This is a genomic window from Nocardia sp. NPDC003482 (genome assembly GCF_053588115.1).
This window is the reverse complement of sequence record NZ_JBSFPI010000027.1, coordinates 52380-71531: the sequence shown is the minus strand read 5'-3', so window position 1 is coordinate 71531 and position 19152 is coordinate 52380. Positions and strand designations below refer to the sequence as shown.

General features: G+C 69.8%; 21 protein-coding genes. 10 read left to right on the top strand and 11 right to left on the bottom strand.

Going from position 1 to position 19152, the window contains the following annotated elements; translation table 11 throughout:
* Positions 1-75 precede the first annotated feature (75 nt).
* Complete coding sequence (locus ACWDSJ_RS32400; protein WP_387370853.1) at positions 76-921, top strand: patatin-like phospholipase family protein; 846 nt, start codon at positions 76-78, stop codon at positions 919-921.
* Positions 922-967: 46 nt separating this feature from the next.
* Here the strand turns inward: ACWDSJ_RS32400 and ACWDSJ_RS32395 are convergent, their stop codons facing one another.
* Positions 968-2839, bottom strand: a complete 1872-nt coding sequence (locus ACWDSJ_RS32395; RefSeq protein WP_450036482.1) for an amino acid transporter — start codon at positions 2837-2839, stop codon at positions 968-970.
* Positions 2840-3032: 193 nt separating this feature from the next.
* Positions 3033-4214, bottom strand: coding sequence for a PucR family transcriptional regulator (locus ACWDSJ_RS32390; RefSeq protein ID WP_450036462.1), 1182 nt, complete (start codon positions 4212-4214; stop codon positions 3033-3035).
* Between the two features lie 302 nt (positions 4215-4516).
* Here ACWDSJ_RS32390 and ACWDSJ_RS32385 point away from each other — a divergent pair, with 302 nt between their 5' ends.
* Positions 4517-5344: an NADPH-dependent oxidoreductase gene (locus ACWDSJ_RS32385; RefSeq protein WP_450036460.1), complete on the top strand. Its 828-nt coding sequence runs from the start codon at positions 4517-4519 to the stop codon at positions 5342-5344.
* A gap of 5 nt (positions 5345-5349) precedes the next feature.
* Complete coding sequence (locus ACWDSJ_RS32380; protein ID WP_450036459.1) at positions 5350-5769, top strand: pyridoxamine 5'-phosphate oxidase family protein; 420 nt, start codon at positions 5350-5352, stop codon at positions 5767-5769.
* Here ACWDSJ_RS32380 and ACWDSJ_RS32375 read toward each other — a convergent pair whose 3' ends face one another.
* Both ACWDSJ_RS32375 and ACWDSJ_RS32370 read right to left on the bottom strand, forming a co-directional pair.
* Complete coding sequence (locus ACWDSJ_RS32375; protein ID WP_450036458.1) at positions 5770-6363, bottom strand: GrpB family protein; 594 nt, start codon at positions 6361-6363, stop codon at positions 5770-5772.
* Positions 6364-6453: 90 nt separating this feature from the next.
* Positions 6454-7008 carry a TetR/AcrR family transcriptional regulator gene (locus ACWDSJ_RS32370; RefSeq protein WP_450036456.1) on the bottom strand — a complete coding sequence of 185 codons (555 nt, stop codon included), beginning with the start codon at positions 7006-7008 and terminating at the stop codon, positions 6454-6456.
* A gap of 102 nt (positions 7009-7110) precedes the next feature.
* Between ACWDSJ_RS32370 and ACWDSJ_RS32365 the strand changes: the two genes are divergently transcribed.
* Together ACWDSJ_RS32365 and ACWDSJ_RS32360 are read left to right on the top strand one after the other, a co-directional pair.
* On the top strand, positions 7111-7947 hold the full coding sequence (locus tag ACWDSJ_RS32365) for an SAM-dependent methyltransferase (protein ID WP_450036454.1): 837 nt from the start codon (positions 7111-7113) through the stop codon (positions 7945-7947).
* A gap of 60 nt (positions 7948-8007) precedes the next feature.
* On the top strand, positions 8008-8358 hold the full coding sequence (locus tag ACWDSJ_RS32360; RefSeq protein WP_450036453.1) for a hypothetical protein: 351 nt from the start codon (positions 8008-8010) through the stop codon (positions 8356-8358).
* Positions 8359-8403: 45 nt separating this feature from the next.
* Here the strand turns inward: ACWDSJ_RS32360 and ACWDSJ_RS32355 are convergent, their stop codons facing one another.
* The 3 genes from ACWDSJ_RS32355 to ACWDSJ_RS32345 form a co-directional block, all read right to left on the bottom strand.
* The gene (locus ACWDSJ_RS32355) at positions 8404-9246 is read right to left on the bottom strand and encodes an SGNH/GDSL hydrolase family protein (RefSeq protein ID WP_450036451.1); all 843 of its coding nucleotides are present in this window, start codon (positions 9244-9246) and stop codon (positions 8404-8406) included.
* Positions 9247-9368: 122 nt separating this feature from the next.
* On the bottom strand, positions 9369-9878 hold the full coding sequence (locus ACWDSJ_RS32350) for a GtrA family protein (protein ID WP_450036450.1): 510 nt from the start codon (positions 9876-9878) through the stop codon (positions 9369-9371).
* A 35-nt stretch (positions 9879-9913) separates the two neighbouring features.
* Positions 9914-10753 (bottom strand): SDR family NAD(P)-dependent oxidoreductase, encoded by an 840-nt coding sequence (locus ACWDSJ_RS32345; protein WP_450036448.1) that lies wholly within the window; start codon positions 10751-10753, stop codon positions 9914-9916.
* Between the two features lie 138 nt (positions 10754-10891).
* On the opposite strand from ACWDSJ_RS32345, the gene ACWDSJ_RS32340 reads away from it, so the two are divergent.
* From ACWDSJ_RS32340 to ACWDSJ_RS32325, 4 genes are all read left to right on the top strand, one after another.
* Positions 10892-11680 carry a helix-turn-helix domain-containing protein gene (locus tag ACWDSJ_RS32340; RefSeq protein WP_450036447.1) on the top strand — a complete coding sequence of 263 codons (789 nt, stop codon included), beginning with the start codon at positions 10892-10894 and terminating at the stop codon, positions 11678-11680.
* Positions 11677-12516: a fructosamine kinase family protein gene (locus ACWDSJ_RS32335; RefSeq protein WP_450036446.1), complete on the top strand. Its 840-nt coding sequence runs from the start codon at positions 11677-11679 to the stop codon at positions 12514-12516. Before ACWDSJ_RS32340 ends, ACWDSJ_RS32335 begins: the two co-directional genes overlap by 4 nt.
* Positions 12517-12679: 163 nt before the next feature.
* Complete coding sequence (gene gloA2 / locus ACWDSJ_RS32330; RefSeq protein ID WP_450036444.1) at positions 12680-13066, top strand: SMU1112c/YaeR family gloxylase I-like metalloprotein; 387 nt, start codon at positions 12680-12682, stop codon at positions 13064-13066.
* Positions 13067-13230: 164 nt separating this feature from the next.
* On the top strand, positions 13231-13722 hold the full coding sequence (locus ACWDSJ_RS32325; protein WP_387370825.1) for a peptidylprolyl isomerase: 492 nt from the start codon (positions 13231-13233) through the stop codon (positions 13720-13722).
* A gap of 1 nt (position 13723) precedes the next feature.
* Here ACWDSJ_RS32325 and ACWDSJ_RS32320 read toward each other — a convergent pair whose 3' ends face one another.
* Positions 13724-14218: a phosphoribosyltransferase gene (locus ACWDSJ_RS32320; RefSeq protein ID WP_387370823.1), complete on the bottom strand. Its 495-nt coding sequence runs from the start codon at positions 14216-14218 to the stop codon at positions 13724-13726.
* Between the two features lie 22 nt (positions 14219-14240).
* Complete coding sequence (locus ACWDSJ_RS32315) at positions 14241-14960, bottom strand: SDR family oxidoreductase (RefSeq protein ID WP_450036442.1); 720 nt, start codon at positions 14958-14960, stop codon at positions 14241-14243.
* 209 nt (positions 14961-15169) lie between these two features.
* On the opposite strand from ACWDSJ_RS32315, the gene ACWDSJ_RS32310 reads away from it, so the two are divergent.
* Positions 15170-16036 (top strand): helix-turn-helix domain-containing protein, encoded by an 867-nt coding sequence (locus ACWDSJ_RS32310; RefSeq protein ID WP_450036440.1) that lies wholly within the window; start codon positions 15170-15172, stop codon positions 16034-16036.
* Here the strand turns inward: ACWDSJ_RS32310 and ACWDSJ_RS32305 are convergent.
* Complete coding sequence (locus ACWDSJ_RS32305) at positions 15974-16684, bottom strand: metal-dependent hydrolase (RefSeq protein WP_387370817.1); 711 nt, start codon at positions 16682-16684, stop codon at positions 15974-15976. The two genes, ACWDSJ_RS32310 and ACWDSJ_RS32305, sit on opposite strands and share 63 nt — an antisense overlap.
* Before the next feature lie 44 nt (positions 16685-16728).
* Entirely contained in the window at positions 16729-18999 is a 2271-nt protein-coding gene (locus ACWDSJ_RS32300) for a serine/threonine-protein kinase (RefSeq protein WP_450036439.1), read from the bottom strand.
* Positions 19000-19152 lie beyond the last annotated feature (153 nt).

The following is a 19152-nucleotide window of genomic DNA, read 5'->3' as shown; positions in this document are numbered from 1 at the left end:
TGATCTGCACGGAAACCGGATCGGCGCGCCCGGCCGCCGGACGTGGCGACGGCACCGATCGGTAGGGTAGGGGGCATGTCGGAGCCTGTGTCGCCCAACTCTTCTCGGACCGCGCTCGTACTGGGGGGAGGGGGCCCGGTCGGTTTGTCGTGGCTGGCAGGGCTGGCCGCCGCGCTCCCGGGCTACGGGGTGCATCTCGGTGCGGCGGAGCGGCTCGTGGGGACCTCGGCGGGGGCGATCGTGGCGGCCGTGCTCGCCAATGGCGGGGACCTCACCCAGATCCTCACCCCGCCCGCGCCCACGGCCGAGCCGCGGCCCGCGCAACGGGTGAACCTCGACGTGCTGGCCCCGCTGCGGGAGCCGGGCCTGGATCTGGCGGCGGCGCGACGCAAGGTGGCCGAACTCGCCGCGCGGGAACCGCTGGTGGACTCGCCCGCCGAGCATGTGGCGCGGATGGAGAAGCTGGTCGGCGCGACGATGTGGCCCGCGCGGGAGTTGATCGTGACCGCGGTCGACACGGCCAGCGGTGAGTTGCGCGGTTTCACCGCCGCCGACGGGGTGTCGCTGCCGGAGGCGGTCGCGGCGAGCACGGCGGTGCCGGGGGTGTTCCCGTCGATCCCGATCGGCGCGACCCACTACATGGACGGTGGGATCGGCTCACCCATCAACGCCCATCTCGCGGCGGGCGCGGAGCTGGTGGTGATCATCGAGCCGCTGGCCCACCTGTTCGGCCACCTGCCCTCCGACGGCGACCTCGGCGGCGCCACCGCGGTCTCGATCGTGCCCGACACCATGTCCATCGCCGCATTCGGCCCCGACCTGTTCAACCCCGCGGCCCTGGCCCCCGCCTACGAATCCGGTGTCCGCCAGGCCGAGCAGGCCGCCACCATCCTCAGCGACTCCGGCTGGCCGACGCGCTGAGAGTCGTTGTGCCGCAGGGGGATTCGCACCCCTCGCACCCCTCGAATCACGAGTCGACGTGGACGTGCGGCCGCTGGTGCGGGTCGGGTACGGCTCGGCGGAGGATTTCCCGGGTCACCGGGGCCACCTCGCCTTCGCCGATGAACAGGAACCGCAGCAGGTTGACGATCGGGTTGCCTTCGGTCCATTCGAAATACACGTGCGGTTCGAGTCCGGTGCGGTCGCGGATGGCGAGCAGGATCGCGGCGATCGAATTGGGCACCGCGGCCGCCTCCACCGACAGGATCTTGTAGGAGTCCAGTTCGACGGCGGTGACGCGTAGGTCGCTGGAGAACTCCGAGGCGTCCTTGACGACCACCTCGAGGAACAGGATCGGATCCTTGGCCGGGATGTGGCTCTCGACGCGCTGCGCGGCTTCCTTGTCGCGGTAGTCCTCGGGGATCCGGTCGCGGGTGTGTTCGACGTCGTGGGTGACGATGCGGATGGTGCCGCTGGCGGCGATCCGGTCGATCAGCCACGCCGCCTTGTCGTCGAACCGCACCTCCACCGCGCGCAGCTCGAACGCCCGCCGCGCCCGCGACGCGAACGACACCACGACGATCGACACGATGAACAGCGACGCCAGCTGTACCCCCTCGGGCCGCTCGAAGACATTGGCGACCGTCGTGTACACGAAAACCGCTGCGACAGCGCCGAATCCGAGGACGCGCCCGCGTTGTCCGCGCCGGGCCGCCGACATCGTCACCGCGACCGCCGCCGAGGTGATCAGCACCAGCACCCCGGTGGCGTAGGCGCCGCCCTGCTTGTCGACGTCGGCGTCGAAGTACCAGGTGATCCCGAACGCGACGAGCGCGAACACCAGCACCAGCGGGCGCGTGGCCCGTGCCCATTCCGGAGCCATCCCGTACCGGGGCAGGTAGCGGGGCACCAGATTCAGCAGACCGGCCATCGCCGAGGCCCCGGCGAACCAGAGGATCGCGATGGTGGACACGTCGTAGACGGTGCCGAATCCGCTGCCCAGATACGTGTGCGCGAGATACGCCAGCGCGCGCCCGTTGGCGGGGCCGCCGGATTCGAAGTCCTTCTCCGGGATGAGCACGACGGTGATGAAGCTGGTGACCAGCAGGAAGCCGCTCATGATCAGCGCCGCGGTGGTGAGCAGTTTGCGGGCGCCGAGGATGCGGGTGCGCGGCGCGTCCTCGGTCTCGCCGGGCGCGCTCTTGATCTGCGGCATCACCGCCACCCCGGTCTCGAAACCGGACAACCCGAGCGCGAGTTTCGGGAACACCAGCAGCGAGATGCCGATCATCGCGACGACGCTGCCGTGTTCGGTGGTCAGCGCGTGCGACCAGTCCACCACCCGCTCCCGCGCGGTCGCCACCTGGTACAGGCCCACGACCGCGACCACCAGATTCAACGCCAGATAGCTGCCGACCAGCACCACCGCGATCCCGATGGCCTCGGCGAACCCCTTGAGGAAGATCGCGGCCAGCAGCGCCAGCAACACCAGCGTGATCGCCACCGCGTGCGAGCGCAGCGCCTCGGGCACGAACGGGTTCTCCACGATGTGCGCCGCGCCGTCGGCCGCCGACAACGTCATGGTGATCACGAAATCCGTCGCCGCGAAGCCGAGCAGCACCAGGATGAACAGCTTGCCCGTCCACCGCGGCAACACCTCGGCGAACATCGCGAGCGAGCCACCGCCGTGCGGGGATTCGGCCGCCACCCGCCGATACACCGGCAGCGCCCCCAGCAGGGTCAACGCGACCAGCACCAGCGTCGCCATCGGCGAGAGCACCCCGGCCGCCAGCGCCGCGATCCCCGGCTGGTAGCCGAGGGTGGAGAAGTAGTCCACGCCGGTCAGGCACATCACCTGCCACCACGACCGCTGGTGGGTCGTGTGCGCGGACTTGGCCATCGGCCCCGGATGATGCGAGTGCCGATCCTGCTCGGCGCCCTCCAGCAGCCAGGCCGTCAGCGCCGAGCGCGGCCGGTCGGTCGTGGTCACGGATCTCCCTCGGGGACAGCGGATGCGAGCGTGCAGCGCTCAATCTAACCCGCCGCGATCCCCGCGCGCCGCGCGCCGCCGCCGCGCGTCCCGGAGCCGTGCCTCACTCCACCGGATCTCCTTGCGCCGCAAGCGAACGCGCGATCCGCTGCTCCGCGCCCGCCTTGTGGTCGCGGGTCACCAGCGCCGCCCGCAGATACCACAGCCCGGTGGTGTGGGTGGGGTCGCAGCCGGTGAGGGTGGCGATGCGTTTGAGGCGGTTGTCGACGCTGTTGGGGTGCAGGTGCAGGATGCGGGCGGTGCGCTGGCGGTTGAGGTTGTTGTCGATGTGGTGGTGCAGGGTGGCGAGCAGTTCGGGGTGGTCGTCGAGGGGGTCGAGGAGCCGGCTGAGATGTTCGCGGCCGGGGCCGGGGAGAGTGAGCTGGAACTCCAGGGCCAGATCGTCGAAGCGGTAGAGGCCGGGCCGGGACTTCGCGCGCCGCACGACCTCGAGCAGGCGGTGCGCCTGCTGGGCGGCGTCGGGGATGTCGTCGGTGTCGGCGTCGACGACGGTGGCGGTCAACGGGATTCGCGCCGCGGTCGACAGGGCGGCGAGCAGCCGATCCAGGTCGATGCTGTCGGCGGGGACGAGCAGGGTGCCGCCGTCGCCGTCGAGCAGCGGGAGCACCGCGTCGCAGGCGTTGCTCACCGCGAGGCGCACCCGGCGCAGCCGGATCCGCGCGAGGTGTTCGTCGTCGGGGGCGTGGTCGTCGTGCGGGATGTGCAGCGCGAGCACGGCGTAGCGCGACGCGATGCGAATCCCGTATTCGCGGGGTAGCGAACTGGTGACGCGCCCGGTGAGCAGCGCGGAGGCGACGGTGTGCACGGCGGTGTGTTGTTCGTCGAGGATCGCGCGCAGCTCGCGCAGATAGGCCGCGGACACCGTCGTGGTGATCGAGCCGAGGATCTCCACGACCCGCCGTGTGCCCTCGATGATGCCGTGGTCGGGGCGCGCGAGGTCGAGTCCGAGCCGGAATCCTTCGTGCACGGCGTGGTGGATCTGGTTGAGCGGCAAGCCGTCTCGCGCCCACCCGGCGGCGGCCTCGTCGAGTTCGCGGGTGCGGCCCGGGACGTCGGTTCCCTCGAGCATGGCCACGACGAGCCGCAGGCACGCCTGGGTGAGTTCGGCACTGTCCGCCGAGCCGGGGTCGAGGACCTGTGCGACCATGCGCTCGGAGAGCACGCGCACGTCCGCGAGCGGCGCGGAGAACGGTGTGGCCGTCCGGTCCGAGGTGTCGGTGGTCATCGTCGCCCTTCCTTCCGCGCTGGTGCGAGCAGCAGGTGTAACCGACTGTTACGCATGTCAGCAACGGTAAGTCGCACGCGAACTCACCTTCTACTTTTCTTTACCTGCCGCCGATGTGGTCGCGGAAGCACGGTGTGACCTGCGCGAACGTCCGAAACGCGCAGGGGGAATCGGGTATTCGCGACGCGGACTGCTGTGCGCGTGCTCACTTTCGCGCCGGGCGCGGTGTCCGGTGTGCCGAATTCGACTCGCGCCGCGGGCAACCCCTGACCCGCGCCGGTCCGGCGGCGAGAATGGCCGCCATGACTGGAATCGTCTCCTCGCCCGCTCGGGCGGTGGCCCGCCGCTACGGCGCCGCGGAATCGGTCGAACCGGCGGCCTGGAATCCGGTGCTGGAGGTGCTGCACGAGCATCGGTCGGTGCGGCGCTACCGCCCCGATCCGGTGCCCGACGCGGTGCTGCGGGTGCTGGTGTCGGCGGCGCAGTCCGCGCCGACGTCGTCGAATCTCCAGGCGTGGAGCGTTGTGGCCGTGCGCAATACGCGCCGCAAGGCCCGGCTGGCGGAGCTCGCGGGCGACCAGGACCACATCCGCCAGGCCCCGGTGCTGCTGGTGTGGACGGCGGATCTCGCGCGGGCGCGGGGCCTGGCGGCCGAGCGGGGCGTGCCGCTCGACGGGGCGGACTATCTGGAGTCGAGTTACGTGGCGTTCCTGGACGCGGCGCTGGCCGCGCAGAACGCGGTCGTCGCGGCGGAGTCCCTGGGACTGGGCACGGTCTACATCGGCGCGATCCGCAACAACCACGCCGAGGTCGCGGCCGAATTGGCTTTGCCCCCAGGCGTTTTCCCGGTCGTCGGGCTGGTCGTCGGCACCCCCGACCCCACCGAGGACACCCGCGTCAAGCCGCGCCTGCCCCAGGAGGCGGTCCTGCACCATGAAACCTACGACGCCGCCGGCCAGACCGAATACGCCGCCCGCTACGAAACCCGCCTGGCAGACTTCTACGCCGAACAGAACCTCCCCCACTCCTGGATCGACCGCGTCCTCACCCGCCTCGGCTCCACCGCCGCCCTCAAAGGCCGCCACCGCCTCCGCGAACACCTTGCCGCCCAAGGCTTCCCGCTGCGCTGACCGCCATGCGCCGACTCCACGATCCCGAGATCGAGCAACTCCTGTCCTCGGACGCCCTCGCCCGCATGGCGACCGTCGACGCCGAGGGCTATCCCCACGTCACCCCGTTGTGGTTCGTGTGGGCCGCGGGCACGTTCCACCTGACCAGTTATGTGGGCCGCCCACACCTGAACCGCATCATGCGCAATCCGCGTGTGGGGCTCGTCATCGATGTGGAGTCGGCGTTGCGTGCGGACGGGGAGCGGCCGAACAAGCAGATCCGTGTGATCGGCGACGCCACCGTCGCCCCCGACACGGACAACGTGTGGACCGACCGGATCCGCGCCAAGTACCTCGGCGCCACCCTCCCGAAAGAGCGCGCCGGGCGGGGGCGGGCCCTCATCACGCTCATTCCGCGCGAACTGACGGCCGTCGCGAGTGTCTGATCACCGACCCTCGACAGCCGCGAACGCGCGGGCGTAGATCTCGTCGATGATCGGATTCTTCGCCAGGTTGTAGTCGCCCGGTGTGGCGGCCGTGCGGGTTGCCAAGGCGCGCTTGGCTCGCTCGTACCGCTCCCGGTCCCGCGGGTGGGCGCGCAGCCAGTCCCGGAAGATCAGGTGTCGGAGGTGCTCGGCGGCTCCGACGCCGAACACGTGCAGATTGACCGCGGGTTCACCGTGGGTGAGCATGCGATGCTGATGCCACTCGGGTTCCCGCAGCACCAGCCGGAATCCGGCCCGTTCGAGGCCGGGGAGGTACGCGGCCTCGTCGCCTGAATCGGGCACGATGAGGTCGATGTCGATGATCGGTTTCGCCGCCAGCCCGGGCACCGCCGTACTGCCCACATGCTCGATCGCGATCCACCCCGGCACCGCCCGCCCGATCACCTCCGCCTGCCCGGCGAACAGCTCCGGCCACCGCGCATCGTAGGGCGCGATCACGATCGCCCGCTCGTCCGGCGGCCCACCCACCCACGCGGCCGCCATCTGCTCGGGCGTACTCACCAGTCGCTGTGTCACCTCGGGTGGAAATCCCACCACGTCACCTCCCTCGCTCGAAAGGGCAAGTCCTCCAGCCTATCGCGGCGGGGGTGATTCGTTCGGTGGGGCGTTGCGCGGGAACCGAATTCACATGCGCCCCACGATGTCCAGGGCGATGCTCGTCGCCGCGGTGCGGCTCTGGTCGTCGTCGAGGTCGACATCGCCCATCATCGAGACGCTCCAGCTGATGGCCAGTAGGGCCTGGCGGGCGTGGAAGACGGAGAGGGGAGTGGGGGTGGGGGCGGCCATGAGGTCGGCCAGTTCGCGGAATTCGTAGCGCAGGCTCGCGCCGATGCCGAGGTCGCGGAAGGCGGCCTGGTTGTCGGCGAACAAGCGCATCATGTCCTTGCCGAGGCCGTGCAGCAGGGCGCCGTAGCGCAGGACGATCTCGCGGGCGCGGGCGGGGCCCGGCGGGGTGGTCTCGGCCCAGCGCATGATGTCGTCGACGCCGCGGCGCAGGTCCTCGGCGAGGCTGACCACGATGTCCTCCTTGGTGCGGAAGTGGTAGTACAGCGCGGCCTTGGTGACGCCGAGTTGTTCGGCGATCTCGCGCAGCGAGGTGCGCTCGTAGCCGCGCTCGGCGAACAGTTCCATCGCCGCCGCGCGGATCCGCTCCCGGGTGTCACTGCGTCGCTTGTCCATCGAATCCCCATGCCTTGCTTGACGACCGGCAAGGCGGAAGCCTACCGTGTGGACCACCGGCGAATACCTAGCCGGGCGGCAAGTAAAATTCTGGGAGGGTTCATGGGCGGGGACACCCCACCGGTTCCGGTGACAGGCGTGGCGGTGACCGCCCTCGGCGTCGCCGTCATCCGGGCACGCGAGACCCGACGCGCCGACCGGCTCTACACCGACCCGCTGGCGGAAGACTTCGTCGACGCCGCGCAACCCGGCTTCGACACCGACCGATGGACACGCCTGCTCGCCCTCGCCGACCAGTTCTACCCGGGCCGCACCGTCGGCGTCCGCCTCGTCGACGACCGCGTCCGCGCCGCCGCCCACGCCGGCATCCGCCAATTCGTCCTGCTCGGCGCCGGATTGGACACCCGAGCCTTCCGCATGGACCTCCCACCCGACACCACCGTGTACGAGATCGACCTGCCCGAACTGTTCGCCTTCAAGGAATCGGTACTCACCCGAGCCCGCGCGACACCCACCTGCGCCCGCCGCGTCGTCCCCGCCGACCTGCGCGACGACTGGCCAAACCCGTTGCTGGACAACGGCTTCCGCACCGACCTCCCCACCTGCTGGATCGACGAGGGCACCCTCGGCCCCCTCACCCGCGACTGGAACCGGCGCGTCGTCACCACCCTCACCGACCTGTCCGCCCCCGGCAGCCGCTTCGGCGCCGCCCGCGTCACCGTCGACCCCGACAGCGCCCCGTACCGCGAAATGCGCCAGCTCGTCGCCGCCGACGTCACCCCCGCCGCCGTGACCGCCGACTTCGACATCGAGAACTGGCTGCGAGACCTCGGCTGGGACACCACATTCCACAGCTGGAACGACCTCACCGCGCCCCTCGGCCGCGACGTCGCCCAACCCGACCCCCGCATCGGCACCTTCGCCGCGATCCGCCGCTGACCCCGACTCCCTACTACATTCCGTCGTAAACCGGCGGGAGATCAACTACGCTGAGACCCCATGACGGTCGTCTACAACCTCATCGTCGTCACCCACATCCTCGGCCTGGCCGCCGTCATCGGCGGCTACGCCGCGGGACAACCCCGCGTCAACGAGGTCATGGTGTGGGGCGCGCGAGCACAGATCATCACCGGACTCGTCCTGGTCGGCATGGCCGACGCGATCGGCTCCCTCGACAAACACCCCGACATGGCCAAGATCGTGGTCAAACTCGTCATCGCCGTCGCCGTCGCGGGCTGCGCCGAGATCGGCCGCGCGGACGCCAAGCGCGACAAGGTGATCCCCGCCCTCACCCACACCGCGGGCATCCTCGCCATCGCCAACGTGTTCGTCGCCGTCCTCTGGACCTGACCCGCATCCGGTGCGGGACCGCACACCCTGCCATCCCGCACCGGCTCACCCCGGCGAGACCGCCCCCGACACCACCGGAACCAGCTCAGGCCGCTTCGCCGTCAACCCCGACCCCGTCGAGATCCCCCGCAACCGCCGCCCGATCCACGGCGCCATATGCAAAGCCGCCCACCGCAACTCGGCCACCACCGCATCCCCCCACCCCTGCCGGAACGGCGGCAACGGCGACCGCCACCCCCCATCCGCCCCCGGCAACCCCAACGTCTCCGCCACCGCCCGCGCCACCAACTCGTGCCCCAGCGGATTCAGATGCAACCGATCCTCCGCGAACACCCGCCGATCCGTCGCCGCCGCCACCGGCTCGAAATCCACCAACACCACCCCCGGCCGCCGCGCCAACTCCCGCACCCGCGCGTTCAATGCCCGCACCCGCGCCGACAACGGCCGAACGATCGGCGCCACCCCACCGATATCCGGATACGTGAACGTCACCACCCGCGCCCCCGCCGCCGTCAACGCCGCCAACATCGCATCGATCTCCGCCAGCACCGCCTCCATATCGAACCGCGGCCGAATCAGATCGTTCATCCCCGCCACCACCGCCGCCAGATCCGGCCGCAACGCCAACGCCGGACCCAACTGCTCCGCCCGAATCTCCGCCGCCCGCCGCCCCCGCACCGCCAGATTCGCATACCCCAACCCCGGACCCACCCCCGCCAACAACGCCGCGAACCGATCCGCCCACCCCACATGACCCCCCGAACCGTCCGGATCCCCGATCCCCTCGGTCTGACTGTCCCCCAACGCCACGAAACGGGTGAACGCCTGCGCCACTTGATGATCCAGCATCACCTTCGCCTCCTCGCGGATCGCCCCCGGCGAGGTCATCGTAAGCGCTCACCGAAAATCCGCATCCCGAAAGACAGCACGTCCACCCAGGATCACCCCAACCGTCACCCACCCGCTACGCCACCGTTGCCTCCGCGCAGCCCACCCGCACCGCACGGACCTCAGAGCGTCTCCAACTCCGCCTCCCGCAGATCCTCCGGAAACACGAACCGCCGCAACGCCCAGAACCGGAAACCCATCGCCAACAACACACCCAGAATCTGACCCGACACGAAATTCGCCACCGCCTGCGTCGGCGCACTCACATGCGGCACCCGGATATCGAACACATACAACGACACCGCCTGCGGCACCACCGTCACCACGATCGCCAGCGCGCTCACCGCGAAGAACAACGCCGCCTCATGATGCCGCTGCCGCCCACCCCGCGCACTGAACGACCACTCCCGATTCAGCACATACGACACGATCGTCGCGATCAACACCCCCAACGCCCGCGCCGTCAACGGCTTGTCCTGCAACACCGTCAACTTCAGCGCGTACACCGTCCCGGTATCCACGAACCACGTGATCGCCCCCACGACCGCGAACTTCAACAACTCCTGATGCTGAAGAACCACCGCCCGATAACGCTGTGGAACCCGATCCAGTCCCCGCTGCACCAACGACACGTACGCCACCATAGCCGCCCGCCCCCGACCCCGCCCTACGGCGACGACAACCCCGTCAACTCCGCACTCACCGCACACAACCGCTCCGCCGCCGCGTCATCGCGCGCACCCCGCCCCGGCTCCTTCACCCGATCCCGCTGGAAATAACACCCCGACACCGACGCCACCTCCGGCGACACCGCCAGATACGCCAACCGCTCCCCACCCTCCTCCGCGGAGATCATGAACACCCGCTTCACCGGACCCAGCACCGGCCGCGCGAACCACGGCATCGAATCCCAGATCCCCGTCGCCACCGCCCCCGGATGAAACGCGTTCACCGTCACCCCCGTGCCCGCCAACCGCCGCGCCAACGCCCGCGTGTACAACACCGCCGCCACCTTCGACCGACTGTAGGCCCGCTGCCCCGAATACCCCTTCCGCAGACCCAGATCCGCGAAATCCAGCCGCATCCCGTAATGCAACACCGACGCCGTGAACACGATCCGCGCGGGCGCGCTCGCGATCAACCGATCCAGCAACAACTCCGTCAGCAGATACCCGCCCAGGAAGTTCGTCGCGAATGTCGACTCCACCCCGTCCACCGTCTCCGACCGACTCCCGAAATACCCGCCCGCGTTATTGGCCAGCACATCGATCCGCGTGTACCGATCCAGCACCTCCGCCGCCAGCTTCCGCACCGAATCCTGCACGGACACATCACATTCCAGCGTATCCACCGCCCCCGCCCCGGCCGCCTCCACCTGCTCCGCCGCCACCGCCAACTTCGCCGGATTGCGCCCCACCAGCACCAGCCGATCACCCGCGGCCGCCAACTGCCGCGCCGCCGTCAGCCCGATACCCGATGTCGCCCCCGTGATCAGGATCGTCCTCATATCCGCAACCATGCCAGAACCCCTTCGTCGCCGTCTCCACCCTCGGATAGCCCGAAACCCCACCCCTACGCCCACGCCCCGAACCCACTACCCCTCGGGTAATCGGCACACCCCCACCCGCTCCGTACGATCGACCCCGTGCCCACCCAGAACGCCGGGGACCTGATCCGCCACTGGCGAACCAGCCGCCGCCTCAGCCAACTCGAACTCGCCGGCCGCGCCGAAACCTCCGCCCGCCACCTCAGCTTCATCGAGACCGGCCGCGCCACCCCCAGCCGCCAGATGATCCTGCACCTCGCCGAACACCTGGAAATCCCACTGCGCGAACGCAATCGAGTCCTCCTCGCCGCCGGGTACGCCCCCGTCTACGCCGAACCCGCCCTCGACACCCCACAGATGCAACCCGTGCGCTCCGCCCTCCGCCAGATCCTCACCGGCCACGAACCCGTCCCCGCCCTCGCCGTCGACAGCGCCTGGAACATGGTCGAGGCCAACACCGCCGTCGACCTGTTCCTCGAGGGCATCCCCGCCGACCTGCTCGCCCCACCGGTGAACGCGCTGCGCCTCAGCCTGCACCCCGACGGCATGGCGAGCCGCATCGTCAACCTCGCCGAGTGGCGCGGGCATCTCTTCGAACGCCTGCACCGCCAGATCGAGATCTCCGGCTCCGCCGACCTCGCCGCCCTGCACCGCGAACTGCGCGCCTACCCCGGCGGCGAACAACCACCCGGCCTGCCCGAACCCGAACAGGCCGTGGTCCCGTTGCGCCTGCGCCACAACGGAACCGAACTCACCTTCCTCAGCGCCATGACCGTCTTCGGCACCCCCATGAACGTCACCGTCGCCGAACTCGCCATCGAATCCTTCTTCCCCGCCGACCCCGCCACCGCCCGATTCCTGCGCGAGCGAGCGGAATCCGGCCGATGAACCGACTCGCGAACCTCCTCGGCGTGCCCGTCGCCGCCGTCACCGACCTCGGGCACCGGCACGCGTGGACCCTGCACCGCGCCCGTTTGACCGACGGTCGCGACGTCTTCGTCAAGGCCCTCGACCCCGGCCGTCCCGACGCCGCCGACGCCCTCGCCGCGGAGGCCGCGAGCCTGCGCTGGCTGGGGGAGGGCGACCGACTCGTCCCCGAGGTGCTCGCCGCCGACGCGGACACCCTCGTGCTGCCGTGGCTGACCGAAACCGCGCCCAGCCCCGCAGCCGCCGAACGACTCGGCCGCGACCTGGCCGCCCTGCACGCCCGCACCCCGGACTCCTTCGGCGCGCCCTGGCCCGGCTTCATAGCCTCACTGCCGCAAGACAATTCGCCGACGACGGGGGAGTGGGGGAGCTGGTACGCCGAACACCGCCTGCGTCCGCTGCTGCGCCGCGCGGCGCCGACGCTGGGGGAGGAGGGCGTGCGGCTCGTCGAACGCGTCATCGCCGAGATCGACACCCTCGCCGGGCCGCCGGAACCACCCGCCCGCATCCACGGCGACCTCTGGTCGGGCAATGTGCTGTGGACCGCCGAGGGCGCGCGCCTGGTCGATCCCGCCGCGCACGGCGGTCACCGGGAGACGGATCTGGCCATGCTGGCCCTGTTCGGCGCTCCTCATCTCGATCGGATCCTGGCCGCCTATGACGAGGTCGCTCCCTTGAAAGCGGGCTGGCGCCAACGGGTTCCGCTGCATCAGCTGTACCCGTTGCTGGTGCATGTCGTTCTGTTCGGCGGCTCGTATCGGGCCATGACCCTCGAGGCGGCTCGGGCGATCCTCTGAGACCGCCCGCTCTCTTGTTAAAAAAATACCTAAATGGGCATATGCGCATCTACTGATGAATTCACCTCATGTCCCACCGTCAAGTCCCAGCCGACTCGCCAAACAGACGAAGCATAGACAGGGGAGGGAAGCGGCCGCGGCCGGGTGGGCTAGCGTCGGGTGGGTGCGGTTGGAGCGGATTCATCATGCGGCGATCATCGCCTCGGATTACGCCGTGTCGAAGGCGTTCTACACCGAGGTGCTCGGGTTGCGGGTGGTCGCGGAAAACTATCGGGCGGAACGGGATTCGTTCAAGCTGGATCTGGCGTTGCCGGACGGGACGCAGGTGGAGTTGTTCTCGTTCCCGGATCCGCCGCGGCGGGTGTCGGGGCCGGAGGCGTGCGGGTTGCGGCATCTGGCGTTCGGGGTGGGGGATGTGGCGGCGGCGCTGGCGGAGTTGCGGGGGAGGGGAGTGCGGACCGAGGAGGTTCGGGTGGACGAGTTCACGGGGAAGCGGTTCGGGTTCTTCTTCGATCCGGATGATCTGCCCCTGGAGCTGTACGAACTGTGAGGGCCGAATTATTCAGTGCCCCATTGGCATGTGCGTATTCATGCATGTATCAGCAACTTTCACAACTTCGTGTCGCGCACGTCGCAAGCCGAAGTCGCGCAAGCAGACCCGAGAGTCTCGAGCCGCTGTGAAGGGCCACCGGGCGCGGCACCTACGATGGCCGAATGACCAAAGTGCTGTTGAAAACGTCAGCGGGGGACATCACCCTGGAGCTGGACGAGAGCAAGGCGCCGAAGACGGTGGCGAACTTCGTCGATTACGTGAAGTCGGGCCATTACGACGGGACGATCTTCCATCGCGTGATCTCCGGATTCATGGTGCAGGGCGGCGGGATGACGCCCGAGATGCAGCAGAAGCCGGCGCCGCAGCGGGTGGAGAACGAGGCGAACAACGGGCTGCGCAACGACAAGTACACGGTGGCGATGGCGCGGACGTCGGATCCGCATTCGGCGAGCGCCCAGTTCTTCATCAACACCTCGAACAACGATTTCCTGAACTACCCGGGCCAGGACGGGTTCGGGTACGCGGTGTTCGGCAAGGTCGTCGACGGTACCGCCGTGGTGGATCAGATCGAGAAGGTGCGCACGGGGTCGAAGGCCGGGCATCAGGACGTGCCGGTCGACGCGGTGACGATCGAGTCGGCTCAGCTGGTCTGAGTCAGGCGTCGAGGACGCGCGGCTGCCGCCGGGCGACCGGCGGCAGCACCGACCACGGGAAGTTGATCCAGCGGTCGGTGCGCTTCCACACGTATTCGCAGTCGACCTCCGAGCGCGGCTTCTGATAGACGACCGCGCAGCGCACCTCGGAGACCTTGTCGGCGCAGAAGTCTCGCACCAGCTTGAGGGTCGCGCCGGTATCGGCGACGTCGTCGGCGACCAGGACCCGCGCCCCGGCCAGGTCGACGGCCGAGGGTACGGGCGGCAGCACGACCGGCATGTCGAGGCGCTGGTCCACGCCGGTGTAGAACTCCACGTTCATCACGTGCAGGTTCTTCACGTCGAGGGCGTAGCCGAGAGCGCCCGCGACGAACAGTCCGCCGCGGGCGATGGACAGGATCAGATCGGGTTCGAATCCGTCGGCGGCGACCTGCTCCGCCAATTCCCTGCTGGCCGTACCGAACAGGTCCCAGCCGAGCTCTTCGCGGTCGCTCATTCGGTGAAGGGTAGCCGACGGTTCACACCAGCCGGTGGCCCCCATCGACATAGACAACGGTTCCGGTCATGAACGGGTTGGTCATGACGGCGTGGAAGGCGGCGGCGAGGTCGTCGGGGTGGCCGACGCGGCCGCCGGGCAGGCGCTGGGCCATGGCGGTGAGGCGTTCGGTTTTGGCGTCGCCGGCGAAGTCGTTCCAAATGGGGGTGTCGACCCAGCCGGGGGAGACGGCGTTGACGCGCAGCGGGGCGAGTTCGAGGGCGAGGGCGCGGACGAGTCCCTCGAGGGCGGCGTTGGCGGTCGCGACGAGGGTGCCGCCGGGGGCCGGTCGGTAGGCCGCGATTCCCGATGTGACGGTGAGGGATTCGCGCAGCACCGGGGCGGCGTGTTTGGCGACGAGCCACGGCCCGAGGATCTTGATGTCGATGACCGCGCGGGTGTCGGCCAGCGGGAACTCACGGATCGGCCCGTATCCGGTGCGCATATCGGCGGCGGTGACGACGACGTGATCGAGACTCTCGTAGCGATCGAACAGCGCCCGCACGGAGTCCTCGTCGGCGATGTCGACGCGGTGGTGATGGAGCGATTCGTGCGGCCCGAGCGCGGCGACGGCGGCCTCGAGCCGTTCGGCGTTGCGTCCGGCGATGGTCACCTCCTGCCCGTGGTCCCGCAGGCGCGCGGCGAGGGCCAGCCCCATGCCGGAGCCGCCGCCGATGATGAGGGTGTGCGAAAGATCGGTCATGACAGCCACATTCGGGCCTGGCGGCCGGTGCGGGGAGACCGTGTGGGGCCTGGTCCTGCGAGGGCCACCCCCCTTGCCCAGGGGGCACCCCCTTCCCCTGGCCTCGGACCCTCGGGCGCTCGAGGCCGCCGCGGGCCCGAGGAGCCACGGGCGGCCCCTGGCCCTGAGGGGGCCACCCCGGCGGCGTGGGGTGGGGGCAGACTGAATGCGTGAGTGATCGTCGTGTGCTGGGAAATTTCCTGCGGGCGTGTCGGGGGCGGGTGAGTCCGTCGGAGGTGGGGTTGCCGGTCGGGGCGGGGCGGCGGCAGACGCCGGGGTTGCGGCGGGAGGAGGTGGCGGCGTTGGCGGGGGTGAGCGTGGACTATTACGTCCGGCTCGAGCAGGGGCGGGATACGAATCCGAGTCTGGCGGTGCTGGACGCGTTGGCGGCGGCGTTGCGGTTGACCGAGGACGAGCGGGGGCATCTGCTGGATCTGGCGCGGGCGGTGGCGGATCGGCGGCCTGGTGGGCGGCAGCCGGTGGCGGCGCGGCCGGGGTTGCTGACGTTGCAGGAGTCGGTGCGGCCGACGCCGGGGTTCGTGTTGGATCAGGTGAGCAATCTGCTGGCCGCCAATCCCGAAGGGCTGCGGTTGTTGTGGGGGATCGCGGCGTGGGAGCCGCAGCGGCGCAATCTGATCCGGTATGTGTTCACCCATCCGGCGGCGCGGTCGGTGTTCGAGGATTGGGCGGGGATGGCGCGCGATTGCGTGGCGCATCTGCGGACGGTGCAGGGCCGGGATCCGGGGTCGCCGGAGCTGGCGGCGTTGACCGGTGAATTGTGTGCGGCGAGCGCGGAATTCGCGGAATTGTGGGCGCATTACGAGGTGCGGACCAAGCGGGGGGCGCGGCGGATGTTCGCCCATCCGGCGGTGGGTCGGGTCGAGTTGACCTCGGAGATCCTCACCGCGCCCGACGGTCAGCGGTTCGTCGCGTTCCAGGCCGCGCCGGGCCCGGATCGCGACGCGCTGGCCCTGTTAGGGCTGGTGGGTGATGATGTACCAGAGCACGGCCATGGTGCCGAGTACGAACAACGGTGAGATGACCCAGGTTTCGACCTTGTTGCCGGTGCGGTCGATGAGCCCGACGCTGGTGCGGATCTTCAGCGGCCAGAACAGGCGGCAGCCGCGGTCGGTGAGGCAGTCGCCGATCAGGTGGGCGAGTGAGCCGAGGCCGACGCAGAACGGCAGCCAGGAGGGTTTGTCGGTCATCCAGTGGTCCATGACGAAGGTGCCGGAGACCGCGAGGACGGCGATGGTGGAGTAGGAGCGGAAGCCGGTGCCGGGTGGGCAGAGGTTGAGGGCGCGGATGGCGAGGGCGAGCAGGAAGAACACGAGGCCGAGGGTGAACCAGCGGCCGATCCAGTGTTCGCCGGCCCAGGTGCCGTAGGCGATGGCGGCGACGAAGGCGAGGGAGTGGGTGGCGTGGCGGTGGCCGCCGGAGACGGTGGAGATGAGTTTGCAGGCGCCGTGCGAGATCGGGCCCAGCACATGCGAGATGGTGCCGCTGGGATGGTCGGCGTCGGGCAGCAGCGCGGCGCCGGCGGTGAGCAGTGTTCCCATCAGCAGGTCGACGGTGCGCAGGTGGCCTTGATGCCATGTGGGGTAGGTGAGCACCGAAAGTGGTAGCGCGGCAGCGGCTCCCGCCCATGCCAGCGCGCCACTGGTCGCATGTGAATGTCCTAGCACCGGTCGAGCCTAGTCGATCTTGGTGGGCTGTTCGGTGGGTATGGTCAGCGGGCTCCGACGATGCGCCGCAACGCGTTCAGGTCGGATTCGAGGGCGTAGAAGGTACGCAGCGCCACCACGAATCCGACAAGTCCGCCGACGCACAGGGCGACGATGGAGCCGATGACGAGTTGTTGCTGGTGGGGGTCGAGCAGGATCAGCCCGAGGGGGACGCCGACGAGCGGAACCGACGCGGCGACACCGAGATACACGCGGATGCGACGGATGAGGCGGCGCAGCCGGACGGCGTCGGCGGGCACGGTGTGTCCGGCGGCGACCAATCCCGGGTAGTACCAGCGTAATCCGAAGAAGGTGACGGGGAAGTAGGTGTAGACGACGGCGACGGCGGCGGCGACGAGGTTGGAGCCGACGAGGTCGACGGTGAGGCCGAGGGGCAGGTCGCCGAGGCTGTGCAGCCGCCACAGGAACAGCGCCAGGGCCGCGATCCAGCCGGTGAAGGTGGCCAGGGCGATGCGGTCGCCGCAGGCGAGGGTGTCGGCGCGGGCGCGGACGAGGGTGTCGGGGTCGAACTGCTTGCCGCGGCGTAATCCGTTGGGCACCAGGAACATCGCGCGGCACCAGTAGAGCAGCGCGGCGGTGGCGAGGGGATAGCCGATGACGATCAGCAGCAGGCCCAGTCGCGCGATCTGGGTGGCGGCGTGGGCGCCGAGCGTGTCGCGGATGAGGGTGAGGTTGTGTCCGGCGAGGTACACCCCGCCGAGCAGCTGCCCGAACAGGCTGGAGGGGATGACGAACGGGACGGGCCGGTTGCGCAGCCGGGCGCGCAGGGAGCGGGTGGGCGGGTCGACGAGGTCGCGGGCGGCGCGGTCCTGGGACAGTTCGAGTTGGTGGGCGAGGTCGGCGCCGCTGGGGTAGCGGTCGGCGGGGTCGGGGGACAGGCAGGTGAGCAGGGCGTGGCGCAGGACGGCGGGGGTGTCGTGGGGGAGGTCGGCCTCGTAGCGGGGGTCGATGCCGCGGCGTCGGCGGTCGATCATGGCTTGCAACGACTGTTCGGATTCGCCGGCGCCGTGTTCGTCGTCGAAGGGGATGCGGCCGGTGAGCAGTTCCCACAGTACGACGGCGAGGGCGTAGAGGTCGCTGCGGGTGTCGAGGTCGGCGGCGCTGGCGGTGAGGGTGGGGTGGCAGGCGGCGAGTTGTTCGGGGGACATGTAGGGCAGGGAGCCGCCGAAGTAGGCGACGGGGTTGGCGCCGGGCAGGTGGCGGCTGAAGCTGATGTTGAAGTCGGCGAGTTTGGGTTGGCCGTCGGCGGTGAGCAGGACGTTGGCGGGTTTGATGTCGCGGTGCAGCACGCCGCGGCGGTTGGCGTAGTCCAGGGCGGTGGCCAGGCGGGCGCCGAGCCAGGCGACGGTTTCGGGCCAGGTGAGGCGTTCGAGGTGGCTGCGGGTGGGGGAGGGTTGGGGTTCGAAGACGCCGCCGGTGGAGGCGGCGGCGTCGGTGGCTTGCAGCAGCAGGTTGCCGTCGCGGCGGGCGGTGGGGGTGCGGCGCAGCAGCCGCAGCACGCCGAGCAGGGTGCCGCCGGGCACGTACTGCATGTACATGAGTTTGAGGCGGTGCTCGGTGATCTGGCGTTGGTCGAACACGCGCACGATGTGGTCGTGGTCGAGTTGGGCGAGGGTTTGGGGTTCGGTGCCGCGGTCGTGGGAGATCTTGACCGCGACGAGGCGGCTCATGGAGCGTTGGCGGGCGAGGAAGACGCGGGCGAAGCTGCCTTGGCCGAGGGGGAGCAGCAGGTCGAAGTCGTCGACGGTGGCGCCGGGGTTGATGGTGTCGAGCGCGTCGAGGGCGGTGGGGTCGGCGAGCAGGGTGGAGCGCATGCCGCGGGTGAAGCCGGTGCTGGCGTATTCGCCGGTGGCGTCGAGGTTTTCGTCGATGCGCGCCATCTGGGTGGGGTAGTCGTTGCGGTATTCGGTGAGGTCGACGTCGTCGCGGCGGCTGCGGGCGGTGATCTCCTCGAAGATGAGGTCGGGGGGCAGCGGGTGGGCGGCGAGTTCGGGGAAGCGGTCGCGGTAGTCGGCGAGGCGGGGGGCGTCGGGGTCGCGTTGCCAGCGTTCGTGCAGGTCGACCTTGATCAGTTCGATGAGCGCGGTGCGGCGCAGGGCGGGTTCGGTGGGCAGGTGCGCGGACAGGTCGGGGGGTTCGCCGTCGTGGTGCCAGTGGTCGGAGAAGCGCGCGACGAGACTCGTCAACGCGGTGCGTGTCGCCGTCGCGCGGTCGGCACCGGGTTCGGGTGCGGTCGCGCCGAGGTCATGTTCCATCGTCGCTCGCTTCGCAGCTGTGGTGTCCCGGGCCCGGCCCCGAGAATATGTCATCGCTCGTGCGGGTAATCGCCGCTCGCTGGCAGCCGTTACCTCCGGGTGACATTATTTTGCATTCCGCTGTCCGGTTTCCAGTGCTGGCCTTAGTGGACG

Excerpts from the sequence above, each read along its gene's own strand:
- ACWDSJ_RS32400 (WP_387370853.1), top strand. The coding sequence starts at position 76 with ATGTCGGAGCCTGTGTCGCCCAACTCTTCTCGGACCGCGCTCGTACTG.
- ACWDSJ_RS32395 (WP_450036482.1), bottom strand. The coding sequence starts at position 2,839 with ATGGCCAAGTCCGCGCACACGACCCACCAGCGGTCGTGGTGGCAGGTG.
- ACWDSJ_RS32390 (WP_450036462.1), bottom strand. The coding sequence starts at position 4,214 with ATGACCACCGACACCTCGGACCGGACGGCCACACCGTTCTCCGCGCCG.
- ACWDSJ_RS32385 (WP_450036460.1), top strand. The coding sequence starts at position 4,517 with ATGACTGGAATCGTCTCCTCGCCCGCTCGGGCGGTGGCCCGCCGCTAC.
- ACWDSJ_RS32380 (WP_450036459.1), top strand. The coding sequence starts at position 5,350 with ATGCGCCGACTCCACGATCCCGAGATCGAGCAACTCCTGTCCTCGGAC.
- ACWDSJ_RS32370 (WP_450036456.1), bottom strand. The coding sequence starts at position 7,008 with ATGGACAAGCGACGCAGTGACACCCGGGAGCGGATCCGCGCGGCGGCG.
- ACWDSJ_RS32365 (WP_450036454.1), top strand. The coding sequence starts at position 7,111 with ATGGGCGGGGACACCCCACCGGTTCCGGTGACAGGCGTGGCGGTGACC.
- ACWDSJ_RS32360 (WP_450036453.1), top strand. The coding sequence starts at position 8,008 with ATGACGGTCGTCTACAACCTCATCGTCGTCACCCACATCCTCGGCCTG.
- ACWDSJ_RS32355 (WP_450036451.1), bottom strand. The coding sequence starts at position 9,246 with ATGACCTCGCCGGGGGCGATCCGCGAGGAGGCGAAGGTGATGCTGGAT.
- ACWDSJ_RS32345 (WP_450036448.1), bottom strand. The coding sequence starts at position 10,753 with ATGAGGACGATCCTGATCACGGGGGCGACATCGGGTATCGGGCTGACG.
- ACWDSJ_RS32335 (WP_450036446.1), top strand. The coding sequence starts at position 11,677 with ATGAACCGACTCGCGAACCTCCTCGGCGTGCCCGTCGCCGCCGTCACC.
- ACWDSJ_RS32325 (WP_387370825.1), top strand. The coding sequence starts at position 13,231 with ATGACCAAAGTGCTGTTGAAAACGTCAGCGGGGGACATCACCCTGGAG.
- ACWDSJ_RS32320 (WP_387370823.1), bottom strand. The coding sequence starts at position 14,218 with ATGAGCGACCGCGAAGAGCTCGGCTGGGACCTGTTCGGTACGGCCAGC.
- ACWDSJ_RS32315 (WP_450036442.1), bottom strand. The coding sequence starts at position 14,960 with ATGACCGATCTTTCGCACACCCTCATCATCGGCGGCGGCTCCGGCATG.
- ACWDSJ_RS32300 (WP_450036439.1), bottom strand. The coding sequence starts at position 18,999 with ATGGAACATGACCTCGGCGCGACCGCACCCGAACCCGGTGCCGACCGC.